General features: G+C 57.5%; 16 protein-coding genes. 10 read left to right on the top strand and 6 right to left on the bottom strand.

All coding sequences use genetic code 11. The features are described 5' to 3' along the window. Positions 1-5: 5 nt before the first annotated feature. The 8 genes from M3436_07265 to M3436_07230 all read left to right on the top strand — a co-directional run bounded on the left by M3436_07265 (position 6) and on the right by M3436_07230 (position 12132). Entirely contained in the window at positions 6-608 is a 603-nt protein-coding gene (locus M3436_07265; protein MDQ3563934.1) for a CDP-alcohol phosphatidyltransferase family protein, read from the top strand. A 265-nt stretch (positions 609-873) separates the two neighbouring features. Further along, entirely contained in the window at positions 874-2073 is a 1200-nt protein-coding gene (locus tag M3436_07260) for a cytochrome-c peroxidase (protein MDQ3563933.1), read from the top strand. Between the two features lie 16 nt (positions 2074-2089). Then, positions 2090-3223, top strand: coding sequence for a metallophosphoesterase (locus tag M3436_07255; GenBank protein MDQ3563932.1), 1134 nt, complete (start codon positions 2090-2092; stop codon positions 3221-3223). Between the two features lie 33 nt (positions 3224-3256). Continuing rightward, a complete protein-coding gene (locus M3436_07250) occupies positions 3257-3862 on the top strand; it encodes a hypothetical protein (protein ID MDQ3563931.1) in 606 nt (201 codons plus the stop codon). A gap of 98 nt (positions 3863-3960) precedes the next feature. Beyond that, positions 3961-4644 carry a protein-L-isoaspartate(D-aspartate) O-methyltransferase gene (locus M3436_07245; protein MDQ3563930.1) on the top strand — a complete coding sequence of 228 codons (684 nt, stop codon included), beginning with the start codon at positions 3961-3963 and terminating at the stop codon, positions 4642-4644. Positions 4645-5323: 679 nt separating this feature from the next. Then, positions 5324-7252: a non-ribosomal peptide synthetase gene (locus M3436_07240; protein MDQ3563929.1), complete on the top strand. Its 1929-nt coding sequence runs from the start codon at positions 5324-5326 to the stop codon at positions 7250-7252. Between the two features lie 10 nt (positions 7253-7262). Next, positions 7263-11387: an amino acid adenylation domain-containing protein gene (locus tag M3436_07235; GenBank protein ID MDQ3563928.1), complete on the top strand. Its 4125-nt coding sequence runs from the start codon at positions 7263-7265 to the stop codon at positions 11385-11387. Between the two features lie 34 nt (positions 11388-11421). Continuing rightward, positions 11422-12132 (top strand): 4'-phosphopantetheinyl transferase superfamily protein, encoded by a 711-nt coding sequence (locus M3436_07230; protein ID MDQ3563927.1) that lies wholly within the window; start codon positions 11422-11424, stop codon positions 12130-12132. A 276-nt stretch (positions 12133-12408) separates the two neighbouring features. Here M3436_07230 and M3436_07225 read toward each other — a convergent pair whose 3' ends face one another. The 6 genes from M3436_07225 to M3436_07200 all read right to left on the bottom strand — a co-directional run bounded on the left by M3436_07225 (position 12409) and on the right by M3436_07200 (position 20635). Further along, complete coding sequence (locus M3436_07225; GenBank protein ID MDQ3563926.1) at positions 12409-13881, bottom strand: MOP flippase family protein; 1473 nt, start codon at positions 13879-13881, stop codon at positions 12409-12411. A gap of 233 nt (positions 13882-14114) precedes the next feature. Further along, positions 14115-14474 carry an integrase core domain-containing protein gene (locus M3436_07220; protein MDQ3563925.1) on the bottom strand — a complete coding sequence of 120 codons (360 nt, stop codon included), beginning with the start codon at positions 14472-14474 and terminating at the stop codon, positions 14115-14117. Positions 14475-14559: 85 nt separating this feature from the next. Further along, positions 14560-15513: a 2,3-diaminopropionate biosynthesis protein SbnB gene (locus M3436_07215; protein MDQ3563924.1), complete on the bottom strand. Its 954-nt coding sequence runs from the start codon at positions 15511-15513 to the stop codon at positions 14560-14562. A gap of 267 nt (positions 15514-15780) precedes the next feature. Next, positions 15781-16653, bottom strand: a complete 873-nt coding sequence (locus M3436_07210) for a sulfotransferase (protein MDQ3563923.1) — start codon at positions 16651-16653, stop codon at positions 15781-15783. Between the two features lie 406 nt (positions 16654-17059). Beyond that, a complete protein-coding gene (locus M3436_07205; protein MDQ3563922.1) occupies positions 17060-19066 on the bottom strand; it encodes a non-ribosomal peptide synthetase in 2007 nt (668 codons plus the stop codon). 186 nt (positions 19067-19252) lie between these two features. Then, positions 19253-20635, bottom strand: coding sequence for a porin (locus M3436_07200; protein MDQ3563921.1), 1383 nt, complete (start codon positions 20633-20635; stop codon positions 19253-19255). Between the two features lie 380 nt (positions 20636-21015). On the opposite strand from M3436_07200, the gene phoB reads away from it, so the two are divergent. After that, positions 21016-21702: a phosphate regulon transcriptional regulator PhoB gene (gene phoB, locus M3436_07195; GenBank protein MDQ3563920.1), complete on the top strand. Its 687-nt coding sequence runs from the start codon at positions 21016-21018 to the stop codon at positions 21700-21702. A gap of 28 nt (positions 21703-21730) precedes the next feature. Beyond that, the coding region (locus tag M3436_07190) for a DUF3329 domain-containing protein (protein MDQ3563919.1) at positions 21731-22057 on the top strand (327 nt) is incomplete at its 3' end.

The following is a 22057-nucleotide window of genomic DNA, read 5'->3' as shown; positions in this document are numbered from 1 at the left end:
CCGAAATGGCACTTCAGGAGAACATCAACGGCATGCTCACTTGGCCGAACTTGCTGAGCTGCTTTCGGTTCGTCGCGGCGCCCGTGCTCGGCCTGCTCGCTTGGCATGGGATGCCGAGGGCCTATTTGGCGGTCCTCGTACTATCGTTCTTGAGCGATGCGCTCGACGGTTTCATCGCCCGGGTATTGAAGCAGGAATCCGCACTCGGCGCCCGGTTGGACACCGCCGGCGACGTAGTGATGTACGCCACGATCCCGGTCACGGCGTGGTGGTTATGGCCGGACATCATGCGCCAAGAAGCGCCCTTCATCATGGCGATCATCGTGAGCTCCGCCCTGCCTGCCATCATCGGTATGTTGAAATTCAGGGTCTTTCCCACCTATCACACCTGGGGCGTTAAGTTGGCGGCCGCGGCCGCTGCTAGCACTGCTTTCCTCATGTTTGCCGGCGGTCCGACCTGGCCGTTTCGGCTGGCCACGCCGATTTGTTTGCTCGCGGCGATCGAGCAAATCGCCATCACGATGGTGCTGCACGAGAGCCGCTCTAACGTGCGGTCGCTCTGGCATGTGTTAACGGACAAATCCAAAAGTAGTCAGCGCGCGCTATAATTTATTGTGAAGGCGACCCATCGGCGTGTTGCCAGACGAACACCCTGAGGGTTTACCGGAAGGCGTGGACAAGAGAACCGTGAGGTGGGAGCTTGCCTATAGTGAGAGGTAAGCCGCTTAAGGGGGATTAGCAATGCAGTACCTAAAAATAGGAAATCGCACGGCTTTTCTACTAGTTACGATGGTGCTTCCGTGGTTAGGGGCTTGTGATGCGGGGTTGCAAGAGAATGGGGCAGGGCCGCGTGGAACCCACGGCGCCCTCGACATGGATCAGCAAAAAACCCTCCTCGAGAGCTTACTTCCAGAGCGCGACGTAACCCAGGCCCCGCCTGGCGTCGATCCGGGGATCTGGCACCAGCTTGTGATCCCCGAGGACAACAAAATGACCCCCGAACGGGTGGCGCTCGGGAAGAAGCTTTACTTCGAAACCCGGCTGTCCAAGGACGGCACCGTGGCCTGCGCCACCTGCCATGATGTCAGCCGAGGCTTTACCGACCAGCGCCCGGTCTCGGAGGGTATCAATGGCGCCCTGGGCAAGCGCAATGCCCCCACCACGATGAATGCCTTTTTGCTGCAAACCATGTTTCTTGACGGCCGCGCACCGAGCCTCGAGGAACAGGCGAAACTGCCCATCGTCAACCCGATCGAGATGGGCCACGCCAACGAGGGGGCGGCGCTGGCGGCGATCGCTGATGATCCCGAATACAAGCGCATGTTCTCCTACGCCTATGGGCGGGCTCCGAACTACGACGATTTGGGGCGGGCCATCGCCGCCTTTGAGCGTACCTTAGTGTTTCTCGATGCCCCCCTCGATCGCTACCTCGCGGGCAGTCCGGAGGCCATCTCGGATGAGGCCAAGCGCGGCTGGAATTTATTCAATGGTAAGGGGCGCTGCATGAGCTGTCACCAGATGAATGCTTCCATTCCCATCGGCAGCGACAATCGATTTCACAATATCGGGGTGGCGGCGCGCAAGCAAAATTTCGAAGAGCTAGCGCGCCGGGCTCTCGAGGCCCTGGCGCAGGAAGGGGGTATGAAAGCGGTGGATCGCCTGGCGATCGAGACCGATCTGTCGGAGCTTGGCCGGTTCCTGGTCACGAAGGATCGTGGAGACATCGGGGCGTTCAAGACCATGCAAATGCGCAATATCGCACTGACGGGCCCCTACATGCATGACGGGTCCATGGAGACGCTGTGGGACGTGATGGATCACTATAACAAAGGCGGCGAGCCCAATCCGTTTCTGGACGGCGGCATCGAACCGCTGGCCTTGAGCGAAGATGAAATCGATGCCGTCGTGGAGTTCATGTTTACGCTGAGCGACGCGCGCTTCGCGGAGCAAAATCAGCGCGCCTTAACAGAACAGCGCAAGCTGGCCGCGGCGAAGCGCCCCTTCCGCGACACGGCGATGGCCGAGCGTCGCGTACTGCCGTTTGAAGAGCGGGTCATGGGCGGGATCAGGTAAGTTTGGAGGCACAAAGATGAAACGAACAATCGTTAAAAGCGTTGAGACGAGATACTACGAAGAACGCGAGGCATTGTTCCGTGGCTTGAAAAACCTCGATCGCCGGAGCTTTCTCAAGCTCTCCGCTGCCGCTGCCGCGGCCGCGCTCGCGCGCGGCGTGGAATTCAACTTCCACAGTTTCCAGCCGGTGCAGGTGGCCCGCGCCGCGACCGGAGAGGCAGGTCCGGTGGAATTCACGTTCGCCTATATCTCCGACTCACACCTCTATAAACGCGAGCTCAATGACCGCTTCGTTCGGCAGTTGCTGCGCGCCGTCGACGACATCAACCACATGGCCCCGCAGCCGGATTTCGTGCTCTATGGGGGTGATCTCGCGCAACTGGGTCAGCCCCTGGAGCTCGAGCTCGGCGCGCAGATCCTGAAGAGTCTCAAGGCGCCGGTCAAGATGATGGTGGGCGAGCACGACTGGTTTCTGGACATGGGCGAGAAATGGCGCACGCTGTTTGGCGAACCCACCTATTCGTTTGACCACAAGGGCGTCCACTTTGTCGTGCTCCACAGTGTGATGGAGGATGACTTCTGGAGCGAGCGCGGCATGACGGCGATGGAGCGGATGCAGACGGTGGCAGGGCTCGACAATGGCATCCAGAGCCGCTTCAAGGTCGGGACGGAGCAGCAGGCCTGGCTCGAGAATAACCTCGCTGCCTATTCCGATGACACGCCGCTCATCGTGTTCTCGCACTCCCCGCTATACAAATACTATCGCCCGTGGAACTTCTGGACCGAGGACGCCGAGGACGTACAGGCACTATTGCAGCGCTTCAAGCAGGTGGTGGTCGTACACGGGCACACCCACCAGATCCTCACCCATCGGATCGGTAACATCCATTTCCACGGGATGCTGTCAACCGCTTGGCCGTGGCCCTATGCACCCGAGGGCCTGCCGGCCCTCACGGTGCAGATGAACCGCGCCGATCCCTTCAATCCCAACGACGCGCTCGGGGATGGATCGGTCGGCGTCAAAGCGGGTGGCCTCGTCGATAAGCTTTACAATCTTTGGAACCGCAACCCAATCCAGGTCACTAGCGCTTATCTGACAAGCGCGGGAAAAAGCGCCGTGCCGCCCACGCCTAATCTTAGAAGTTATTGAGGAGTCACCCAATCGTTTCAAGAGGATAAGAAAATGCGCACGTTCAAACTTCTCGTGGGCGCCACCTTCACGCTGGTGTCGCTGATGCCGTCCCAGGGGCGGGCGGCGGAGCCAGGCGGCGACAATGGCTACCCGGCCGCCAGCAAGCAAAACCCGGGGACCGATGACGCGGCCATGGCGCAATGGAAACGCCGCGGCGAAGAACCCGGCTGGATGGCCGAAGAGCTGGCCAAGCACAAGGTAATGGTTCCGGCCGACAACAAGGGTCTTATTGGCAAGGGCCAGGGATCGACCTACGGTAGCGTTACCACCGAGGATGTGAAGGTCTGGCAACAAGAGACCTACAAATTGGCCGTGGAAGGCTCGCGCATCTTTCACAGCGGCGATCGACTAAAGAGCACTATTGCGGTCTCCTGCGATATGTGCCATCCGGATGGAGCGAATACCCACCCCGAGACCTACCCGAAATTTCAGGCCCAGCTCGGGCGGGTCGCGCTGTTGCGAGACGCGATCAACTGGTGCATCGAACATCCGGTGCGGGGCAAAAAGCTTGGTCCCGATTCCTCCGAGATGCGCGCGCTGGAGACCTATATCTATGCCCAGCGCATGGGCGCGCCTCTGGAGTACGGAAAGCGCTAGGAACCGCCCGCGCCATTCTGCACCTTGCCCGCCGATGGCCCATGGCAGAAGCCGCTTTGAGCGCGATAGCAATGCCGGCGATGCGCGTGTGATCCGAGATGAATGAACCGATCTTCGCTTCCATGCAGCAGCACATGATCTCCGACATTGAGGCGCACACGGGCATGTGCGTCGATTTCATCGGAAAATCCACGCTGGACCCGCGCGTGATGCAGGTCATGGCCGAGATCCCGCGGCATGAATTCGTGCCGGTGGAATTCCAGGGCTACGCCTACGCCGACACGCCCTTGCCCATCGGTTATAACAAAACCATTTCCCAGCCGTTTATCGTTGCGCTGATGACCGATCTCCTGGCCTTGAACGCTACCGACACGGTGCTCGAGATCGGCACCGGCCTAGGCTACCAAGCGGCCGTCCTCGCGAAGCTTTCAGCCAAGGTCTACACCGTGGACATTATCGAAGAGTTATCGCAGCAAGCTCAGCGCCGATTCGGACAGTTGGGCTACCGCAACATCGAAACACGCATCAGCGATGGCTATTTCGGCTGGCCCGAGATCGCGCCGTTCGACAAAATCATCGTTACCGCGGCGCCCGATCTGATCCCCCCGCCCCTGCTACACCAGCTCAAGCGCGGCGGTAGGATGGTGATCCCCGCCGGGCTCGCGGATGCGCAAAAACTCATCGTCGTGGTAAAAGATCCCGCGGGTAGCTTGTCCACCAAGGAAATGCTGCCGGTGCGCTTCTCCGAGCTCGAAAGCGACGCATCCGCGACGCATTGTTGAGAGTTTGTGAAAGAACCGTCGCGAGCGAAGGGAGGTCGAGTTGCATCCTCGGCGCGCCAAACAGGGCCATTCCCTGGCCCTGGCTTTCCGCCGGAGCGCAGGACGTTTCGCGGGGAGCGAAACGGAGCGCGAGCCCCGCAGGGGCGAGTCCCAAGGATGGGACGAGCAACCGGAGTGTATGTTGAATTACATGAGGATTCCGAGCACCGCCGGAACACGAGATCCCGAGCGCAGTAGGTTTTTTCGCAAACTCTGAGCTGCGCGAAACATTTACCGGCCCGGCCGCCGTACGCCCGCGGCCCGGCGTTGACCTAAGGTTTTTCCGATTAAGATCAGGCGCATAACGCGCTCCGGCGTGCTTGCGATGCGCTAACGGTCGAGCATATGGCCATTGCGATTACAAACGGCCAGCTCAACCATTAAATAAGACGAAGCAGCTGGACCTGGAAACCGCTAGCGCTGTCGCATAAAATCGAGGGCACCGCCAATAAGCGTCGGCGCTCTAGCCACAGATGCGGCCGAAAGCGATCAGGTGAAAAAGTGTGCGCGATGACAAGCGCCGAGATTCATGCGCCGGTCGAAGTGGCAACGAAGAAGAAATACCGCGTGCTCCATGACTCAAAAAATCGGGACGACAGCGCCTCGGGTGCTCACAGTGGCACACGTTGATGACAAGCTAATGAACCAAGAACCTCATCGTGCGACCGAGGTGGGCGGGCGGCGGATAACGCCGAGCAAGACCTTCGTTGAGTTTGCAACGTGTAAAACCGAGCAGTCGGTCGCCACCCGCTTTGAGCGTCAGGTCGAAATGCACGGCGACCGGCTCGCCATCAAAACGCAGAAAGGAGAAATCAATTATGGAGATTTGAATCGGGCGGCCAATCAGATCGCGCACGCGATCCTTACGCGTCTCGGCGATCGCGAAGAACCCGTGGCCTTGCTCCTCGAGCATGGCACGCTCACCGTCGCCGCAATTCTTGGGGCGCTGAAAGCGGGCAAAATCTATGTTCCGCTCGACCCTTCGTTTCCGCTCGCGCGCAACGCCGATATCGTCAAGGATGCCGCACCGAAACTGATCATTGCCGACCACGAACATTTTGCTCTTGCCTCGTCTTTAGCGGGTGACGGCGCTGCGATTATCAATATCGACGCGCTCGATACGGCAACTGACAATCCGGGCCTGAAGCTTGCCCCGGACCGGCTCGCTTACATCCTGTACACCTCGGGCTCCACCGGACAACCCAAGGGCGTAGTGCAGAATCATCGAAATGTGCTGAACGTCGTCATGCGTTACACCAACATAGTCGGTCTTAACGCGCACGACCGCCTGACGTTGTTGCCGTCTGCCAGCGTGACCGCTTCGGTCGGCAATATTTTCGGCGCACTGCTAAACGGCGCGTCGCTGTTTCCGTTCAACGTGAAAGGCAATGTAAGCGCGGTGCTGGTGGAACATTTGGGCAAACACGACATCACCGTCTATCAATCGGTACCGGCGGTATTCCGGCATTTGGCGAGCGCACTAAACGGCAAAGACCTGTTTCCGAGTTTGCGCGTTATTCGCCTTGGCAGCGCCCCGGTCCTCAAAAGCGATTTCGATCTTTTCAAGGAACATTTTTCCGCCGATTGCGTGTTCATCAACGGTTACGGCGCCTCCGAGATGAGTACTGTCAGTCAATATTGCATGGATCGAAATTCAAAAATCGTCGGCGCGACCGTACCGGTCGGTTACCCGCTCGCCGACACCCGCATCATCCTGCTCGACGAGGACCGAAAACCGGTTGAAGCCGGCGGCATCGGAGAGATTGTATTGCATAGCCACTATCTTGCCGTGGGTTATTGGCGCAAGCCCGAGTTGACTGCAAAAGTCTTTTTCGATGATCCATCGTGCGCAGGCGCACGTCTTTATCTGACCGGAGACGTCGGGCGGATGCTGCCAGACGGCTGCATCGAGCTCCTCGGCCGCAAGGATTTTCAGGTCAAGATCCGAGGCTATCGTATCGAAACCGCGGAAATCGAATTCGCGCTCCTGCAGCATGGACAAGTCAGAGAGGTGGCCGTCGTTGCCTGCGATGATGAGCGCGGCGACAAGAGGTTGGTCGCCTATGTCGTCGGTGCTGGCGTACAGAAAGAGAAACTGCGCGCGCACCTCAAAGCGAGGCTTCCCGATTACATGCTGCCTTCTGCGCTTGTCGTGCTGGATGCGCTGCCGCTTACACCGAATGGCAAGCTCGACCGCAAAGCGCTGCCCCGGCCCGCCAGTACGCGCTGCGACGCCGTGGCCTATGCGCCTCCCCGTACGCCGACCGAGGAGACGCTCGCAGCTATCTACGCTGACATTTTGAGGCTTGATCGAGTCGGCATAGACGACAACTTCTTCGAGCTCGGCGGCCATTCGCTATTCGCCACCCAAGTGATCGCGCGAGTGAATAAAACCTTGAATGTTGACATTCAGTTGCGCGCCTTGTTCGAGTCGCCCACCGTGGCACGCCTGTCGGCGTTGATCGTGCAAAGCCAAGCCGAGGCGCTCAGTGAAGAAGAGCTAACGCAACTTCTAGCCGAGGCGCAAGACCAAGTATCGCAGCCCCGCAAAAAAACGACCAAGGTATGAAAGCGTCAAGATGAATGATTTTGCCAATCGCATCGCCAATCTTTCCCCGGAAGCGCGCGCGCTTTTCGAAGCGAAGCTCAGGCAGAAAGCGGCCGCCAAACAATACACCATTCCCACTCTTCCCCGCAGCGGGCAGGCACAGGCCTTCGCGCAGTCGTTTGCCCAGCAACGGCTGTGGTTTCTCTATCAATGGGAGCCGGCGAGTCCGTTCTACAACATCAATTCGGCGCTTAAGCTCGAAGGGGAGCTCGATGTCGCGGCCTTTGAACGCTGCATCAACGAAATCGTCAAGCGCCACGAATCGCTGCGCACGTCTTTCACGACGCAGGAAAATGAAGCCGTTCAGATCATCCACCCATCGGCCAACGCCAAAGTTTCGTTCGTTGATCTGCGCGGCTTTTCACCATCCGAGCGCGACGCCGAAATGCGCAGGCTCGCCGCCGAAGAGTCAGAGCGTCCGTTCGATCTGTCGCGCGCGCCGCTGATTCGGGTCTCGCTGCTGCAATTGGAGGATACGAGCCATGTCACGCTGACGGCGCTGCATCACATTATTTCTGACGGCTGGTCAATCGGAGTTTTCTATCGCGAAGTCACCGCCCTGTATCAGGCTTTTGCAAAATCCAAGGCGGTATCGCTCCCCGAGCTTTCGATCCAGTACCCGGATTACGCAGTCTGGCAGCGCGGCCATCTGTCCGGGGAAGTGCTCGAACCCCAGCTCGCGTACTGGAAAGAGCGACTGTCAGGCGCGCCGCCGCTTTTGGAACTGCCGACCGACCGGCCGCGCCCCGCGCTGCAAAGCTTCAAGGGTGCGCGCTTGAGCCGGGTGCTCGATAAAACGCTGCTCGACGCTGTCAAAACCGTCGGTCAAGCCGATCGTGCAACGCTATTCATGACGCTGCTCGCGGCGTTTTCGGTGCTGCTGTCAAGGTATTGCCGCTCCGATGATATCGTCATAGGCTCGCCGATTGCCGGGCGCACGCGCACTGAAACCGAGCACCTGATAGGCTTTTTCGTCAACACCCTGACGCTGCGGACTGATTTGTCCGGCGATCCGAGCTTTCGTGAGCACCTGTCGCGAGTACGCGAGACGGCGCTTTCCGCCTACGCCCACCAAGACCTGCCTTTCGAGAAGCTGGTCGAAGAGTTGAAGCCTGAGCGCAGCCTGTCTTACTCGCCGTTGTTCCAGGTAATGTTCGTGCTGCAGAACACGACGCAAGCGCCGCTTCGGCTTCCCGGCCTCAAGGTCGAGCGCCTGGACTTGGGTCGCGAAACCAGCAAGTTCGATCTGAGCCTTTACGTGATTGAAACCAGCGAGGGCCTGAAAATCAGTTTCGAATATAACAGGGATTTGTTCGATGCGGCGACCATCGTCCGCATGATGAGCCACTTCGAAACGCTGCTCAAAAGTATCGTCGAAAACCCCGGCCAGAAGATATCGCGGCTGGCGCTTCTGACCGTCGCCGAACGCCATGCCTTGATCCACGACTGGAACCAACCTCGGATCGATTATCCGAACGACGCGACGATAGTCCAGCTTTTTGAAGCCCAGGTCCGACGCTCGCCCCAGGCGGTCGCACTCGCCTTCGACGACCAAGAGTTCACCTACGAGGAGATCAATCGTCGTGCCAATCGACTCGCGCATCACTTGATCAGCCTAGGGGTGGGTCCCGACGTTCTGGTTGGCATCTTTGTCGAGCGCTCGTTCGAAATGATCGTCGGTCTATTGGGAATTTTGAAAGCGGGCGGCGCCTACGTGCCGCTCGATCCGGGCTACCCAATTGAGCGGCTCGGCTTCATGTTGAGCGATGCGGCGCTAGCGGTAGTGGTGGCGCAGCAAGGCCTCGAGCTAACCGCAAATGGCGCGAAGCTCCTCCGACTGGACAGCGACCGGAGTGCGATCGCCGCGCAACCCGATCACAACCCAGCCGATCGGGCGGATGCGGAGGCGCTCGCCTACATCATCTACACCTCAGGCTCGACCGGCAAACCCAAGGGTGTCTGCATAGCGCACCGCGCGCTGGCCAATCTGCTCCATGCGATGCGCGAACACACTGCAATCACCGAGGAAGATTCGCTGCTTGCGGTAACGACGCTGTCGTTCGACATCGCAGCGCTCGAGCTTTACCTGCCGCTTATCGCCGGTGCGCGACTGGTGCTTGCGAGCCGCGAGACGGCCGCCGACGGCGAAGCGCTGAGCAAATGCCTCGCCGATTGCCGCATCACGCTAATGCAGGCAACGCCGGCGACCTGGCGCCTGCTGATCGAGGCCGGCTGGCAGGGAAGCGACAAGCTGCGCGTTTTGTGCGGTGGCGAAGCGCTGCCGCAAGAACTCGCCGATCAACTGCTCGCAAGATGCGAGTCTGTGAGCAATCTGTATGGGCCGACCGAGACGACGATATGGTCGAGCGCCGAGCGCGTGCGGGCGAATCAGACGATTTCGATCGGCCGCCCGCTCGCCAACACCGAGATCTACATTCTCGATGGCGCGCTAAACCAGGCGCCCATCGGCGTGCCGGGTGAGCTGCACATCGCCGGCGCGGGTTTAGCGCGCGGCTATCTGAACCGGCCCGAGTTGACGGCCGAGAAATTCATTTCCAATCCCTTCAGCGATAAACCCGGAGCACGTCTCTACAAAACCGGCGATCTCGCCCGCTATCGCGCGGATGGCAACATCGAATTTCTCGGAAGAATCGACAGCCAAGTCAAACTACGCGGCTTCCGGATCGAATTGGGTGAGATCGAAGCGTGCCTGCGTCAGCATTCGAAGCTGCGTGAAGCAGCGGTCCTCGCGCGGGAAGACCATGCGGGTGAGAAACGCTTGGCGGCCTATTTCGTTCACAACGAAGCGAGTGCGCCCGCGAGCGCCGACGAGCTCAGAAGCTTCCTCAAGAACCTGCTTCCCGATTACATGCTGCCATCCTCGTTTGTGGCGCTCGATCAGATGCCGCTGACGGCGAACGGCAAGCTCGATCGGAAAGCGCTTCCGGCGCCCGACCGGCTGCTCTCCGATTCGGCACCCGTTGCGCCGCGCACGCTACTCGAGCAGCAACTTGCGGCGATTTTCGCGGCGGTATTGAAAATCGATCGCGTCGGCATACGCGACAATTTCTTCGATCTCGGCGGCCATTCGTTTCTGGTGTTGCGCGTGGTGGCCGAAATCGAAAAGAATTGCGGCCGGCGTTTGTCGGTCGCGACGCTGTTCCAGTCGCCGACCGTGGAAGAAATCGGCCAAATCCTGGCGGCGGGAGATTCTCTCGATGAATCGGACGTGATCGTGCCGCTCAACCCGCACGGCACGACCCCGCCGTTATTCAGCGTATGGATGGGCCTCGCAACCGAGCTACGCGAGTTGTGCCGCTGTCTCGGACCCGAGCAACGCCTGTACGGAATCAACTCTCACTGGGACCCGAAGCGGGTGCGGATGACGCGCATTGAAGAAATGGCCGCGTATAATCTGACTCACCTGCGCAAGATACAGCCGCACGGACCTTATTATTTGAGCAGCGACTGCGTGACGACGCTGATCGTGCTGGAAATGGCGCAGCAGCTGCTCGCCCAAGGCGAGCAGGTCGCGGCCCTGGTTTTAATCGATCCCCCACCGCCGAGTACCTATATGAAGACGCCAACGGCACACGATCGTTATCGCAAGCGTGTCGAAAGGCATTCGCGCAGCCTGGTCAATCTAAATGTCATCGAGCAGCTCGCCTACGTGTCGGTGCGCGTGTTGTACCGGTTGAACCTCCTCTGGAGCAAAGTCGCGATTCGGATTTGCATGGCGTGCAGGCTGCCTTTGCCGCTCCCGCTTTTTCCGCGCTATATCAGGGATACGCACCAGCGCGCGAAAAATGCGTATGTGCCGAAACCCTATGCCGGCAAGATCTGGTTCATCTGGGCGAGCGACGATATGGACGAGGTGCGGCGCCGCGAAATTCAAAACGCATGGTCCCGAGTTGCGGCGCAAGCAACGCACCGCACAGTCCCAGGCGTGCACGTCGCGCAGTTTAAAGAACCCTATGTAGGGCCGTTGGCCGAGCAGATGAGAATCTGCCTGGCCGAGGCGCGCACGGCGCCGCACCCTTCCACCCGGGTCCAAGACGATGCTGCTGGAAGCCGGCACGCGGTTGCCACGTCCTAGCTCACAAACCCAGCATTCAACGAGCGTCGTTGGCGTGAGGCTTCGCATTGCGGCGGATCAAGTCGACGTCTGGCGCGCGTCGCTTGCCGCTTTGCCCGATCTGCAAGCCGTGCTCTCGCCCGATGAATTGGACCGCGCGGCGCGTTTTCGTTTTGAAAAAGACAGCAGACATTTCGTAGCGGCTCGCGGCTGGCTGCGAACAGTGCTCGCGCGCTATCTCGATAGGTTGCCCGCCGATCTCCGCTTCGATTATGACGCGCGCGGCAAACCCGTCGTGCTTTCCGCAGGCTGTGATCTTCGCTTCAATCTTTCGCATTCGCATGATCTCGCCTTGCTTGCCGTGACCAAAAACCGCGAGCTCGGCATCGATGTCGAATTCATCAAAGAATCAATAGGTCCGGAAATCGCAGAGTGTTTCTTTTCTGCCGCCGAAATCGCCGAGCTCCGCGCTCTGCCTCGGGAACAGCAGCGCGCGGCATTCTTTGCGGGCTGGACGCGCAAGGAATCCTATATCAAGGGAACCGGGGCCGGCTTGTTCGGCCCGCTCGACCGCTTCACCGTTTCGCTCGCACCGGACGAGTCGCGCGTGTCGCTGCGCGTCCACGACGACGAGCGCGAGGCCGCGCGTTGGACCTTATGCAGCTTGCATCCCGGCGAAGGCTATGCCGGCGCACTAGCGGTCGAAGGCAGCGATTGGCGTTTGCGATGCTTTAACTGGCCGCAGAAGTTGCGAAATCAGGGCTAGCCCACGGGAATTTTTTCTTCGGTTCCCATTTGCGGTTCTTCATCGCTGCTTTCTTCTGGAAACAGCCCATACTCGACTCCCGAATAAAACCGCTACCGGGAGCAATATACCAACTAAAGGTTATGTAACAGTAACCGAATCCGACCGTAAGGCATCACACAATCTGCGGTTAAGAGATAGAAAGATCATTCTCACGTTGGGTCGATTGGAAAGAAGAAAAGGATCCGACACCACCGACTCTACAAGCCTTAATAGCTACGACTGAAGCCGGTGCTTTTATGACAATGACCCTTTTCGTGGCCTACCGAAAAGGAGCGCGACGGCCTCTGTAATTAGCGCCCTTTGGAAGACGAAGGATAATACTATATAGGCAACCGTTCCAACAATCGCGGCCACCGCAAAAACCAGGATGTTGCTATCTATTGCAACGAAACGTGTTACCAAAGACATTAGGGCACCCATACACAACGCTAAGACAATAGGTTTTGCTATGACTGCGGCGTATTCGGTAAAGCACGGACCGATGAGTTTACGTATAAGGACTCTGTAGTGTATGAAACCAAGAAAAAACTGGAGTAAGACGAGCGAGTAACAAACATTAACCATATCGCCCGTTTTGGCTGCGGCGAAGATAGTCGGCGGGACCAACAAAAGTAATGACAAATTCCAGTAAAGCATCCATTTTGCCTTTCCTTTTGCGATAATGAGACTGCCCGCAGCGCTTCCGAATGATCGAAATAAAGAATAGAACGCGAGGATCTGAACCAGCGGTATCGCAGGACGCCATTTTTCGCCTAAGAGTATGGGGACAAGCAGCGGCGCTAACGCTGCCATGCCAACAAGAACGGGCGCATTTACTGATGTAACGAGACCAATCATTTTCATAAAGCCTCTTTTTAGCAACGCCTGGTCGTCTTGAACCAACGAAAACGCAGGGAAGGCCACGGCTGCAAACATTCTGTGTATCCTCATAAAGGGAGCGATCGCTAAACGAGAAGCAATGTTGTAATAACCCAATGCAATGGGGCCTAAGAGATAGCCGACCAGTAACTGGTCGATGTGAAAGTTAATATAATTGACAAACGTCTGTCCTGAAAGATAAACGCCAAAACTCAGATATCTCCTTCCGTCGTTCCAGTTGAAGTGCAGGAACGGTAACATTTTCTCCGCTTTCCCCCATGCAATCCTCATCATGGTGAGGGAAAACGTGGCGCTAAGGCTTCCCCAGATTAATGCCCACACGCCAAAGCCATACAACGCTAGTGCCACAGAGACAGACATGCCAATCAGGGCACTAGCGATATTGAATTTTGTAAGGATATCAAAACGTAGCTCCTTAAGGATTAGTGCTGAAAACTGCGCTCCAAAAGAGGAAATAACAAAGGTAAGTGCTGCGGCAGACAACAACGGTCTGAGCTGTGTCGCGCCGAACGCAGTGGCCATTAGGGGAGCGACAAGAGCAAACAAGATGAACATCGCAAGACCGGCAGCGACATTTATCCAATATAAAGTGGATAACTCTTCACGCGTGGGGGACAGTCTTTGTATAACAGCCCCCGATAGCCCTAGATCTGCGAAGACACCCACGAAGCCCGTTATCACGCTGACAATGGCCATTAATCCATAAGCCTCTGCCCCGAGCAGACGAGCTAGGACAGCGAGCTCAATGAAATGTATCGCGGTAGTGCTTAGCGTGTTAAGGCCGCTCCATCGGACACCACGGGTGACCTTGTGCTTGAAATCTGCCATAAAAGCCTTTCTGTCTTGGCTCCAAAATTAAGTGGACACGGCCGACTCGATTTTGTGTGAGTCTTTCACCGGGCTCGTCCACAGCTTATCCACCACACCGCTCCATCCAACGGCCTTAAGCCGCCACCCCCGGGGCCTCCGCCGCCGCGGGCAAGCGTGCCCCTTGGGCGAGCTGGGTCTGCCGCCTTGGCCCAGCCCTGCCACTTTGGCAGCTTCACCGCTTGGTCATGCACCTAGACCTCAGAGGGCGTCAACGGAGCGCCTCCGCCTTGGGGGACCAACGCCCAATAAGGCCGCACCTCGTTGTAGCGGCGTCGGAACACTTCCAGCGACTCACGTGCCTCGGCTGGGCTTTGATACAGCTTCCAATACACCGCCTCATGTTGGACCGTCTGGTGGAAGCGCTCCAGTAGCCCGAGCTGTGTCGGTGTGCGGTATTGGATGCGCACATGGGCGAACTGCCCTTCAATAGGCCGCTGAAAGCGCCGCCCAGTAAAGCTCGAGCCGTTATCAGTGACCAGAAACGGTGTCTTGAGAAGAGTCCCGTGCAGGCGCTCAGCCTCGGCACACGCCTGACCGAGGGCGGCAGCCACATCGCCCCTCCGGATCATGCAGCAGGGCCTGGGGAAGATGTTGCACGGTGGTATCTTTTCGCTGCGGAAACGCGTCGCAGTTTTATTAAAGAAATACTCTCCTATGATTCACTACTTCGTAGATCGCCCGAGCGACAATTATATCCTCTACAGCCATTCCTATTAGATTCACGATGATCTGTCCGGAAAACGTATTGCCTTGCTGGTTGCCATAAATCACCTCAGACAGCTCCCATACTGCTGAACGATCTATTAAGCCTTGATCAACACATTGTTTGAAGACTTTTTCGGCTCTTGCACACTGCAACCAGTCATCAACCACAACAGCATCCGCCTGCGCGTAGACTGCTGGCTCGAAATCCATGAGGGACAAATTAAGCATCAGCTTATCGCCCGAGACATCAGACGGTTTTATATACGGACTAGCCGCCGCTGTCGTCGTCACGATTACGTCAGCCTCTTTAATTGCATCCACATAGCTAGAACACTTTTCAAAGTAGGGGAGCGCCAACAGATCGTCAAAGTTCGCTGTCTTACTGTAGCCCAGGATCCGCTCGATTGATGGATACAGCCTCGGAAGAAAGCGGGCGTGAAGCCTCCCCAATTTCCCCATTCCGATACACGCCACAGTCCTCGGTTGAGTTCGAAAGCTGTCAATGGATACGAGAGACGTAGCAAGCGTACGCATCGAGCTTATGAGCGATCCGCTCAAGACTGCAATGGGGGCATTCGTCTGAGTATCATTAAGAACAATGATTGCATTCGCTCGCTCCATCCCCCTTTTGAAATTTTCGGGATGACTCCCTATCCATTTGAGGCCCGCCGCCGGCTTAGAACCTGTTATATAAACTGGCATCGAGATGATTCTGTTAAGTTGGTGTTCGTCCGGGCTTGGTCGCAGATATTGCTTAAGCGGTTGACAAATCTGTTTACTATAGTGAAGACGAAGTGCTTCTAGAACACACTCTTTCACAAACAGGCAATCATTGCCGATAATCTCGCGAATCTCATTCTCATCGATTAGCGAAACCCGTGACATGTCACACCTCCGTCAATTACGATTCCTTCCCGAGAACAATCTGGCCGTCGACAACTCCGACGAGTACGTGAAGAGCGAGACCGGGATGCACCAGCCCCCTGTGTCAACATAACGTGAGACGCGTACATCCGGGGCGACTGCCACGAGTCTCTGACGTCCACCCTCTTCGCACCTCGATCCCTGGCGCGGCAGACGACTACGGGAGCTCCCTCCTGAATCACACGCCTCAGTTTCATGGTCGGATCACTCAAGTGACTTCGCAATAGATCAGGCATACCGCAATAAATTAAGGTACGGTCCAATTCTCGACGTGACCGTTGTCACCTCCTCCTCGGACAAATCTCTTCGCCACCGCCCTATGGAGTTCGTAAAAATAGGCTGCGTGGCCTCTATATTTTGAGGAAACTTCCTGAAGTCCCGTGACGGTCCATCAAACATGTGATAGGTCAGCATAGTCTCTTCAAAGCTGAGCCGCAAAAAAGTGCAGACGGCTCGCAACGTCTTTTCAGTATCTAGAACCAAATCTTCGTACTTCACCTCCAAGTAGCTAGGCTCATGCCGATACTCTAACCCATCTTCAATCGACGTTATCCAGCGCTCAATACAGTCCTGTAGGGGCATGACGTAGCCGGTCGGTTGAATTACCCCATCGACCAGTCTTCTTTTTCTGTGTGTCCGTAAGGAGCTGATCACATCTCTTCCGTCACGGAGGACGTGTATTATCTTGGCGCCGGGAAAATGCTTCAATATATAAGCAAACCTGTGAACATTTCGCGCGGTCTTGTCGGCCCAAATCGAACGGCCTGACTTTGCGAGAAAACAGTCTTTGAATTTATCAATAAATTCGGCGCGACTTGCAGAAGAACCGTAGAGCCGCGTAAGTGTGTTTAGAGGCAGCTCAAATTTACGAGCAAGCTCATCAAACCTTATCGGAATTGGTAAAAACAGCTCGGATTCGGGTCCACTGGAAATCTGCGAATGAGAGTCCAACATTACTCGAAGAAGCGTTGTTCCGCTCCGCCCGCAACCGCCAATTGCTATAAGCGTCGAGTAGGACTTGTAACAAGAGTTATCTTCTTCGTCCTCTCGCCAGTCCTGATTCCTCCACCTCCGAAGCTCTCGCAATTGTACCTCGTCCATTGCTCTTATCTCCTGTGTCATTAGGACGATTAGCAGGACGGCACGCTCATGTGACGGAGATACGTCCGCCAGGATGTCTTGCGGCGCAAGGTCTTTCCAGAGAAAGGCGTAATAGCAGGTACGAGAAGTCGAGGATGGCGCCAGTCGCGCGCCGCAGTCCCTCCACGTTGAGCGTACCGCCTAGCCGCATCGCGCGAGTGATGTTATGGACGGGATGTTCGGCTCGAACCTGTCCGGGAACCAGAGTCGCTCCTTGGCGAACGACAGCGGGACAGGGTAAGGTTCGCTCGCCCGCGGGGTTCTCTGCGTTTGTGAAACTGCCGTACCCTCCTCTCGAAGCAGACATTCGAGCAGTGCGTGCCTTTGAGCGGAGGGGGATCCAACGGGTGTTTCGTAGGCTGACTCATTAGAGCCTATCCTCCTTCGACGAACTCGTAACCTGGATCATCAGCTCTAACTCGGCCTCCGACAGCCGCTCCAGCTCCAGCACGAGCTGGGCAGCTCTTTCGAGCTTCGCGCGCCCGGCCGGGTCGTGGAGGATCTGGGCCGCCAGTTGCGTCACTGTTGGGGCCTCAAACAGGCTGCGCAGCGGCACCTCGATGTGCAAACGGTCGCGCATGCGCGAGGTGACCTGCGTGGCCCGCAGCGAGTTCCCGCCCATTTCGAAGAAGTTGTCGTGGGCGCCCACTCGCTCGACCCGCAGCACCTCGGCCCAGATCGCCGCCAGCACCTCCTCCACCGGCGTGCGCGGCGCCACGTACTGACTCTCCAGATCCGGCCGGCCCTCGTCCGGCTGAGGCAGCGCCCGCCGATCCACCTTTCCGCTCGGCGTCAGCGGCAACCGATCCAATCGCACAAACTGCGACGGTATCATATAATCCGGTAGAATCTCCGATAGAGACTGTCGTACTACCGTACGACTCGGTCCGGATCCTTTATCCCATGAATAATACATTATGAGACGGCTCCCGGAATCGTCATCCTCAGCCGCGATAACAACGGCCTCCTTTATTCCCTCGAGCTTGAGTGTTGCTATTTCAATTTCTCTTAAATCGACCCGGTTTCCTCTAATCTTAACCTGGAAGTCCTCTCGCCCTACGTACCGGAGACGACCATCGGGACCCAGGCAACCCATATCGCCTGTTCGGTAAGTCCTATCGTCCGACCCCAATGGATCGACTGTGAATCTCTCGCACGTTAGCTCCGGTCGTCGCCAATACTCTAGGGCAACATAGCGGCTCCGCACGGCAATTTCACCAGTGGGTGTTCTCGCTTCTTGCGCTTCGCCCTCCTGACCGATAAGAAAAACCTCCATCTCAGGGACTGCATAGCCACCCGAGACAATCTCGTCCGTAAAGTATGTCTCTTTGTCGATGAAATCGTGTACGATAATCCCGGCCTCCGTGGATCCGAATCCACAATATAGAATGCAATTCGAGGCAAAATATGTGCGATAAAGTTCGACATCCCGCTTCAAAATTGTATCACCCCCCAAGTGAATGACTCGGAGCTTAGGGAATTGCTGCTCTCCGTTCAGAATCTCGGCAAAGCGGCGAAAGAGTGATGGGGTTGGATGATAGATAGTAATCCCCTTCTGAATGAGCCAGTCACGCAGGTCGAAGATCCCTCGTCCTCTAAAATCGAAAGGCAAAAGAGCAGCGCCGTTGAGCAATGCTCTTAGAATATCCACTACGCCGGCAATATGACTGAATGATGCGAGAAGCGCTAGTCGATCATGTGCACAAATTTGAAGGGCGTTGGTATGCCGCATAGTTAGATGTAATAAGCTACGGTGGCTGTGAACGACACCTTTCGGCTGACCGGAAGAGCCGGATGTATATATAATGCAAGCAAGAGCACTCGGACGTATTTCGAGATTGATGCCTGTGCCGGAGAAGTGCATCTCAGTCTCATCGATATTTATGATAGGACAGGCGCCCCCAACAAGCTCGGTTGCTAACGCAGAGTTTTTGTTATCTGTCAAGACAAGGGTGGCTTGACAATCACTTACGATATATGCGTTTCTCGCCGGGGGATGCGATGGATCCAACGAGACCCATATTTTCCCCACGTTCAAGATAGCCAGCATCGATGCTACAGCCATTGTGCCTGGCTCGATCAAGGTTATAACTGGCTCTTCGACTGTACCACGCGATGCGAGAATAACTTGTGCGAGGCGATTGGCCGCTTTATTTACCGCGCCGTACGTGAATTCATCGCTATGAGTTTTCACTGCCAAGCGTTGAGAATGTTTGCGCACTTGTTCTAGGAATCGCTCGGGAATTGATCGTTCAACGTCGCCCTTCTCGAATTGAGAGAAGGCGTTGCCGCAACCGGGGCAACTCGGGCGATTGGCGCGTTTCGGTGAAGTTTGGAGTGCGAAGCGACGTTCTTGACCGAATTTATCAATCATAATACGTTAGTGTAATTGCGAAATGGGGTACTAAGGTATCTAGCCGCGGGCCGCATTCCTCGCGCCCAGGTACGCTACGGAGGCCGCGGAACGCCCGCAAAAGACGCCCCACCCGTGAGGGTGGGGCGAAGCCTCAGGTTCGAGCAGGGCCTCGGAAGCCTACCTGCCGAGCGGGAGCCGCCCGGGCTACCAGTCAACCTGGGCGCGGAGCTGGAAGATGTCGGGCGATGCGCCCTCGAATTCTCCATCGTCGATGCTGAGTACTTTGACGTAGTTCGCCATCAAGCGGAGGTTGGGGTTCGGGTACCAGTTGAGGCCAAAGGTGAAATCATCCTGCTCGCCGCCGTCGATGTCCTCATCGGAGAGGTCGATGGTACTGTAGCGCGCCGCGATCTCCCACGCGCCCCAGCCGCCGCTGCCGAAGTTGGAGAAGGGCTTGAGGCGGTCGAAGGCGCCCTTCTCCACCTTGTAGGCCGCGGCGCGCGACTCGCCGGTCAGGAACCAGCTCCCGTAGATATACCACCCGTCGAAGCTCACGTCTTCGATGTTGCGGTTGACATCGGTGTAGATGTACTCGGCTTGCAGCGATCCGGGACCCCACGCGAAGGCACCCTCGGCCCCGTAACGCATGAAGTCTTCGGTGCCCGCGAACTCACCGGTGTCGACCAGCCGTTGGTCGGCGACGTGAGACTCGGGCCGCTGCCGGAACTGCAAGAGCGTATCGGCCGGGCTCTCCTCGGGATCGCGCCAGGAGATGGCTCCGCCGACATGCACCAGCCGCGTGGAGTCCAATAGCGGCGCCGCCGTAATACGCCCCGTGACCCCGATCCCCTCGCCGCCGTCAATTTCTACGTCTTCATCGTCTTCGGTGACCCCCTCACTGAAGACCCCGCCCGCGGCGGTCCAGTTCGAGCCGGCGTAGTAGAGCGCGGCCCCGAGGTTTCGCTCCGGGACGAAGGCATCCGCCAGCGATCGCTCCATGAAAGTGATGAAGCGGCTGCTGGTGAGCTGCTCCAGGCTGAAAGGCTCTTTGAAGTTACCCGCCTGGATGGTGAACGGTTTGAGATAGGTATTGGCGATATACATGTCCTTAACATCCACCCCATTGCCGGCGAAGTCGACCTCGCTCTTGAAGTCCCAGTGCTTCCACAGGGTCCCGAAGGCGCTCAGGCGAGTGCGCCGGAACTCCACCCCGCTGTCGAGATTGGTGGTCTCGCCGGCGTCCGTGTCGTCCTCGTTGTACCAGGCCGCATCCACCTGCACCCGCCCCCCGACCCCAAACTTGAAGTCCCCTTCCGGGCTCGAGATCTCGAGCTTGCCCTTGGTCTCGATCTTCGGCAGGGTCTCGGCGGCCTGCTTCATCTGCGCGGTGTCGGCGGTATTGGCTTCGTCATCCGCCTTGGAGGCGCTTGACAGTTGCTCATAGGCTTCCTCCGTAATCGTGCCTTGTTCCTTCAGGACGTTGAGCAACTCCATCATGGCGTCATTGGCCGCATCAGCACGGGGCGCGAAAACCACGGCACTGGCCGCGAGCGTCAGTCCCGACAATGCAATCAATCGTCTATTCACTGAGTATTCCTCCCGATGATTATGGATTTTCAAGCCCCCAGGAGCCGCGCCTCGCGCCGGTGAGGGACGTTTTCCCCGCTGCGCCCGCGGCACTTTCGCGCCGGCCAAACCGGTGTGGCCATGATCACGAAAAGCCGTGCCCCATGGCATTGAATACGAAAACTAATCAATGTTTCCGGGCCGCGAGCTCGAGGAATCATAAGGTTTCAATATTTCTATTCAGTGACGGTATGATGACGCTTGTGTGACAATCTCCTGCTCACACAGCACGGCGAAACCCTAGTGCATGACCGAGCGCCGGCGGGCACGTGAATGAGCGGTCACACGCCTGTAATGCGATTGACCTTTAATTTACGCGGTAATCCTTGACAGCAATGCCTATGACGGAAAAGATCTTGATCGTCGATGATGAGCCGGCGCTCCGGCAGATGCTCGGGTTGGCGTTGTCGGGGGCTGGCTTCGAGTGCACCGAAGCCGCGGATGCTGAAAAAGCCGAAAGCGCGATCGCCGCCGACGTACCCGCTCTCGTGTTATTGGACTGGATGCTCCCGGGGGTGAGCGGCGTTGACCTCGCGCGGCGCCTCAAGCGCGGTGCACGCACCCGCGCCATCCCCATCATCATGCTCACGGCGCGCGGAGAGGAGACGGATAAGGTGCGCGCCCTCGACGTCGGCGCCGACGATTATGTTACCAAGCCCTTTTCCACTCGCGAGCTGGTCGCCCGCATCAAGGCCGTGCTCAGGCGCACGGCCCAGGAAGAAACAGGGGATGCGATCGAGGTCGAGGGTCTGCGGCTCGACATTAGAACGCATCGGGTTACGGCGCGAGAAACCTCTTTGCAGCTCAGCCCGACCGAATTTCGGCTGCTGCACTTTTTTATTGCGCATCCCGAACGGGTTTACACTCGCGGCCAGTTGCTCGATCAGGTGTGGGGAAACAACAGCTACATCGAGGAACGCACCGTGGATGTGCATATCCGGCGGTTGCGAAAAATCATGGAGCCGCACGGATACGATCGCTTGATCCAAACCGTACGCAGCGTCGGCTACCGGTTCTCGGCCCAATAAGGGGATTCATGCCGCCCCGCCGCCCGTGATGCATCCGGACTTGTGGCGCTTCTTGGGGGTCTCGGTAGTCTCCGGGATCATCGGCGCCCTCATCGATCAATTTTTCCTCGCCCTCTGGATCGGGACGCTGGGACACTGCATGTGGCACTATCGCCGGCTCGTGCAGCTCCGGCTTTGGATCCCGCATCGCAAACGTCATCCCGCGCCCGATACTCCGGGGCTCCTCGAGGATATCTGCCGCGCCGTGGACGTTCTGGGCGATCGCGAAAAGAAGCGCAAAAAGAAACTTTCCGGTTACCTTAAGCAATTCCGGCACGCCACCACCGCCTTACCGGATGCCGCTGTCGTGCTTGGA

This window comes from Pseudomonadota bacterium (genome assembly GCA_030859565.1).
In the GTDB taxonomy this organism is placed as follows: Bacteria; Pseudomonadota; Gammaproteobacteria; order JACCXJ01; family JACCXJ01; genus USCg-Taylor.
The sequence above is the reverse complement of the archived record's forward strand: the minus strand, read 5'-3'. Positions and strand labels throughout refer to the sequence as shown.

What these genes read in the sequence shown, in the direction of transcription:
- M3436_07210 (MDQ3563923.1), bottom strand. Translation starts at nt 16,653, where the DNA reads ATGGACGAGGTACAATTGCGAGAGCTTCGGAGGTGGAGGAATCAGGAC.
- M3436_07265 (MDQ3563934.1), top strand. Translation starts at nt 6, where the DNA reads ATGGCACTTCAGGAGAACATCAACGGCATGCTCACTTGGCCGAACTTG.
- M3436_07260 (MDQ3563933.1), top strand. Translation starts at nt 874, where the DNA reads ATGGATCAGCAAAAAACCCTCCTCGAGAGCTTACTTCCAGAGCGCGAC.
- M3436_07250 (MDQ3563931.1), top strand. Translation starts at nt 3,257, where the DNA reads ATGCGCACGTTCAAACTTCTCGTGGGCGCCACCTTCACGCTGGTGTCG.
- phoB (MDQ3563920.1), top strand. Translation starts at nt 21,016, where the DNA reads ATGACGGAAAAGATCTTGATCGTCGATGATGAGCCGGCGCTCCGGCAG.
- M3436_07215 (MDQ3563924.1), bottom strand. Translation starts at nt 15,513, where the DNA reads ATGTCACGGGTTTCGCTAATCGATGAGAATGAGATTCGCGAGATTATC.
- M3436_07235 (MDQ3563928.1), top strand. Translation starts at nt 7,263, where the DNA reads ATGAATGATTTTGCCAATCGCATCGCCAATCTTTCCCCGGAAGCGCGC.
- M3436_07225 (MDQ3563926.1), bottom strand. Translation starts at nt 13,881, where the DNA reads ATGGCAGATTTCAAGCACAAGGTCACCCGTGGTGTCCGATGGAGCGGC.
- M3436_07245 (MDQ3563930.1), top strand. Translation starts at nt 3,961, where the DNA reads ATGAATGAACCGATCTTCGCTTCCATGCAGCAGCACATGATCTCCGAC.
- M3436_07255 (MDQ3563932.1), top strand. Translation starts at nt 2,090, where the DNA reads ATGAAACGAACAATCGTTAAAAGCGTTGAGACGAGATACTACGAAGAA.
- M3436_07240 (MDQ3563929.1), top strand. Translation starts at nt 5,324, where the DNA reads ATGAACCAAGAACCTCATCGTGCGACCGAGGTGGGCGGGCGGCGGATA.
- M3436_07205 (MDQ3563922.1), bottom strand. Translation starts at nt 19,066, where the DNA reads ATGATTGATAAATTCGGTCAAGAACGTCGCTTCGCACTCCAAACTTCA.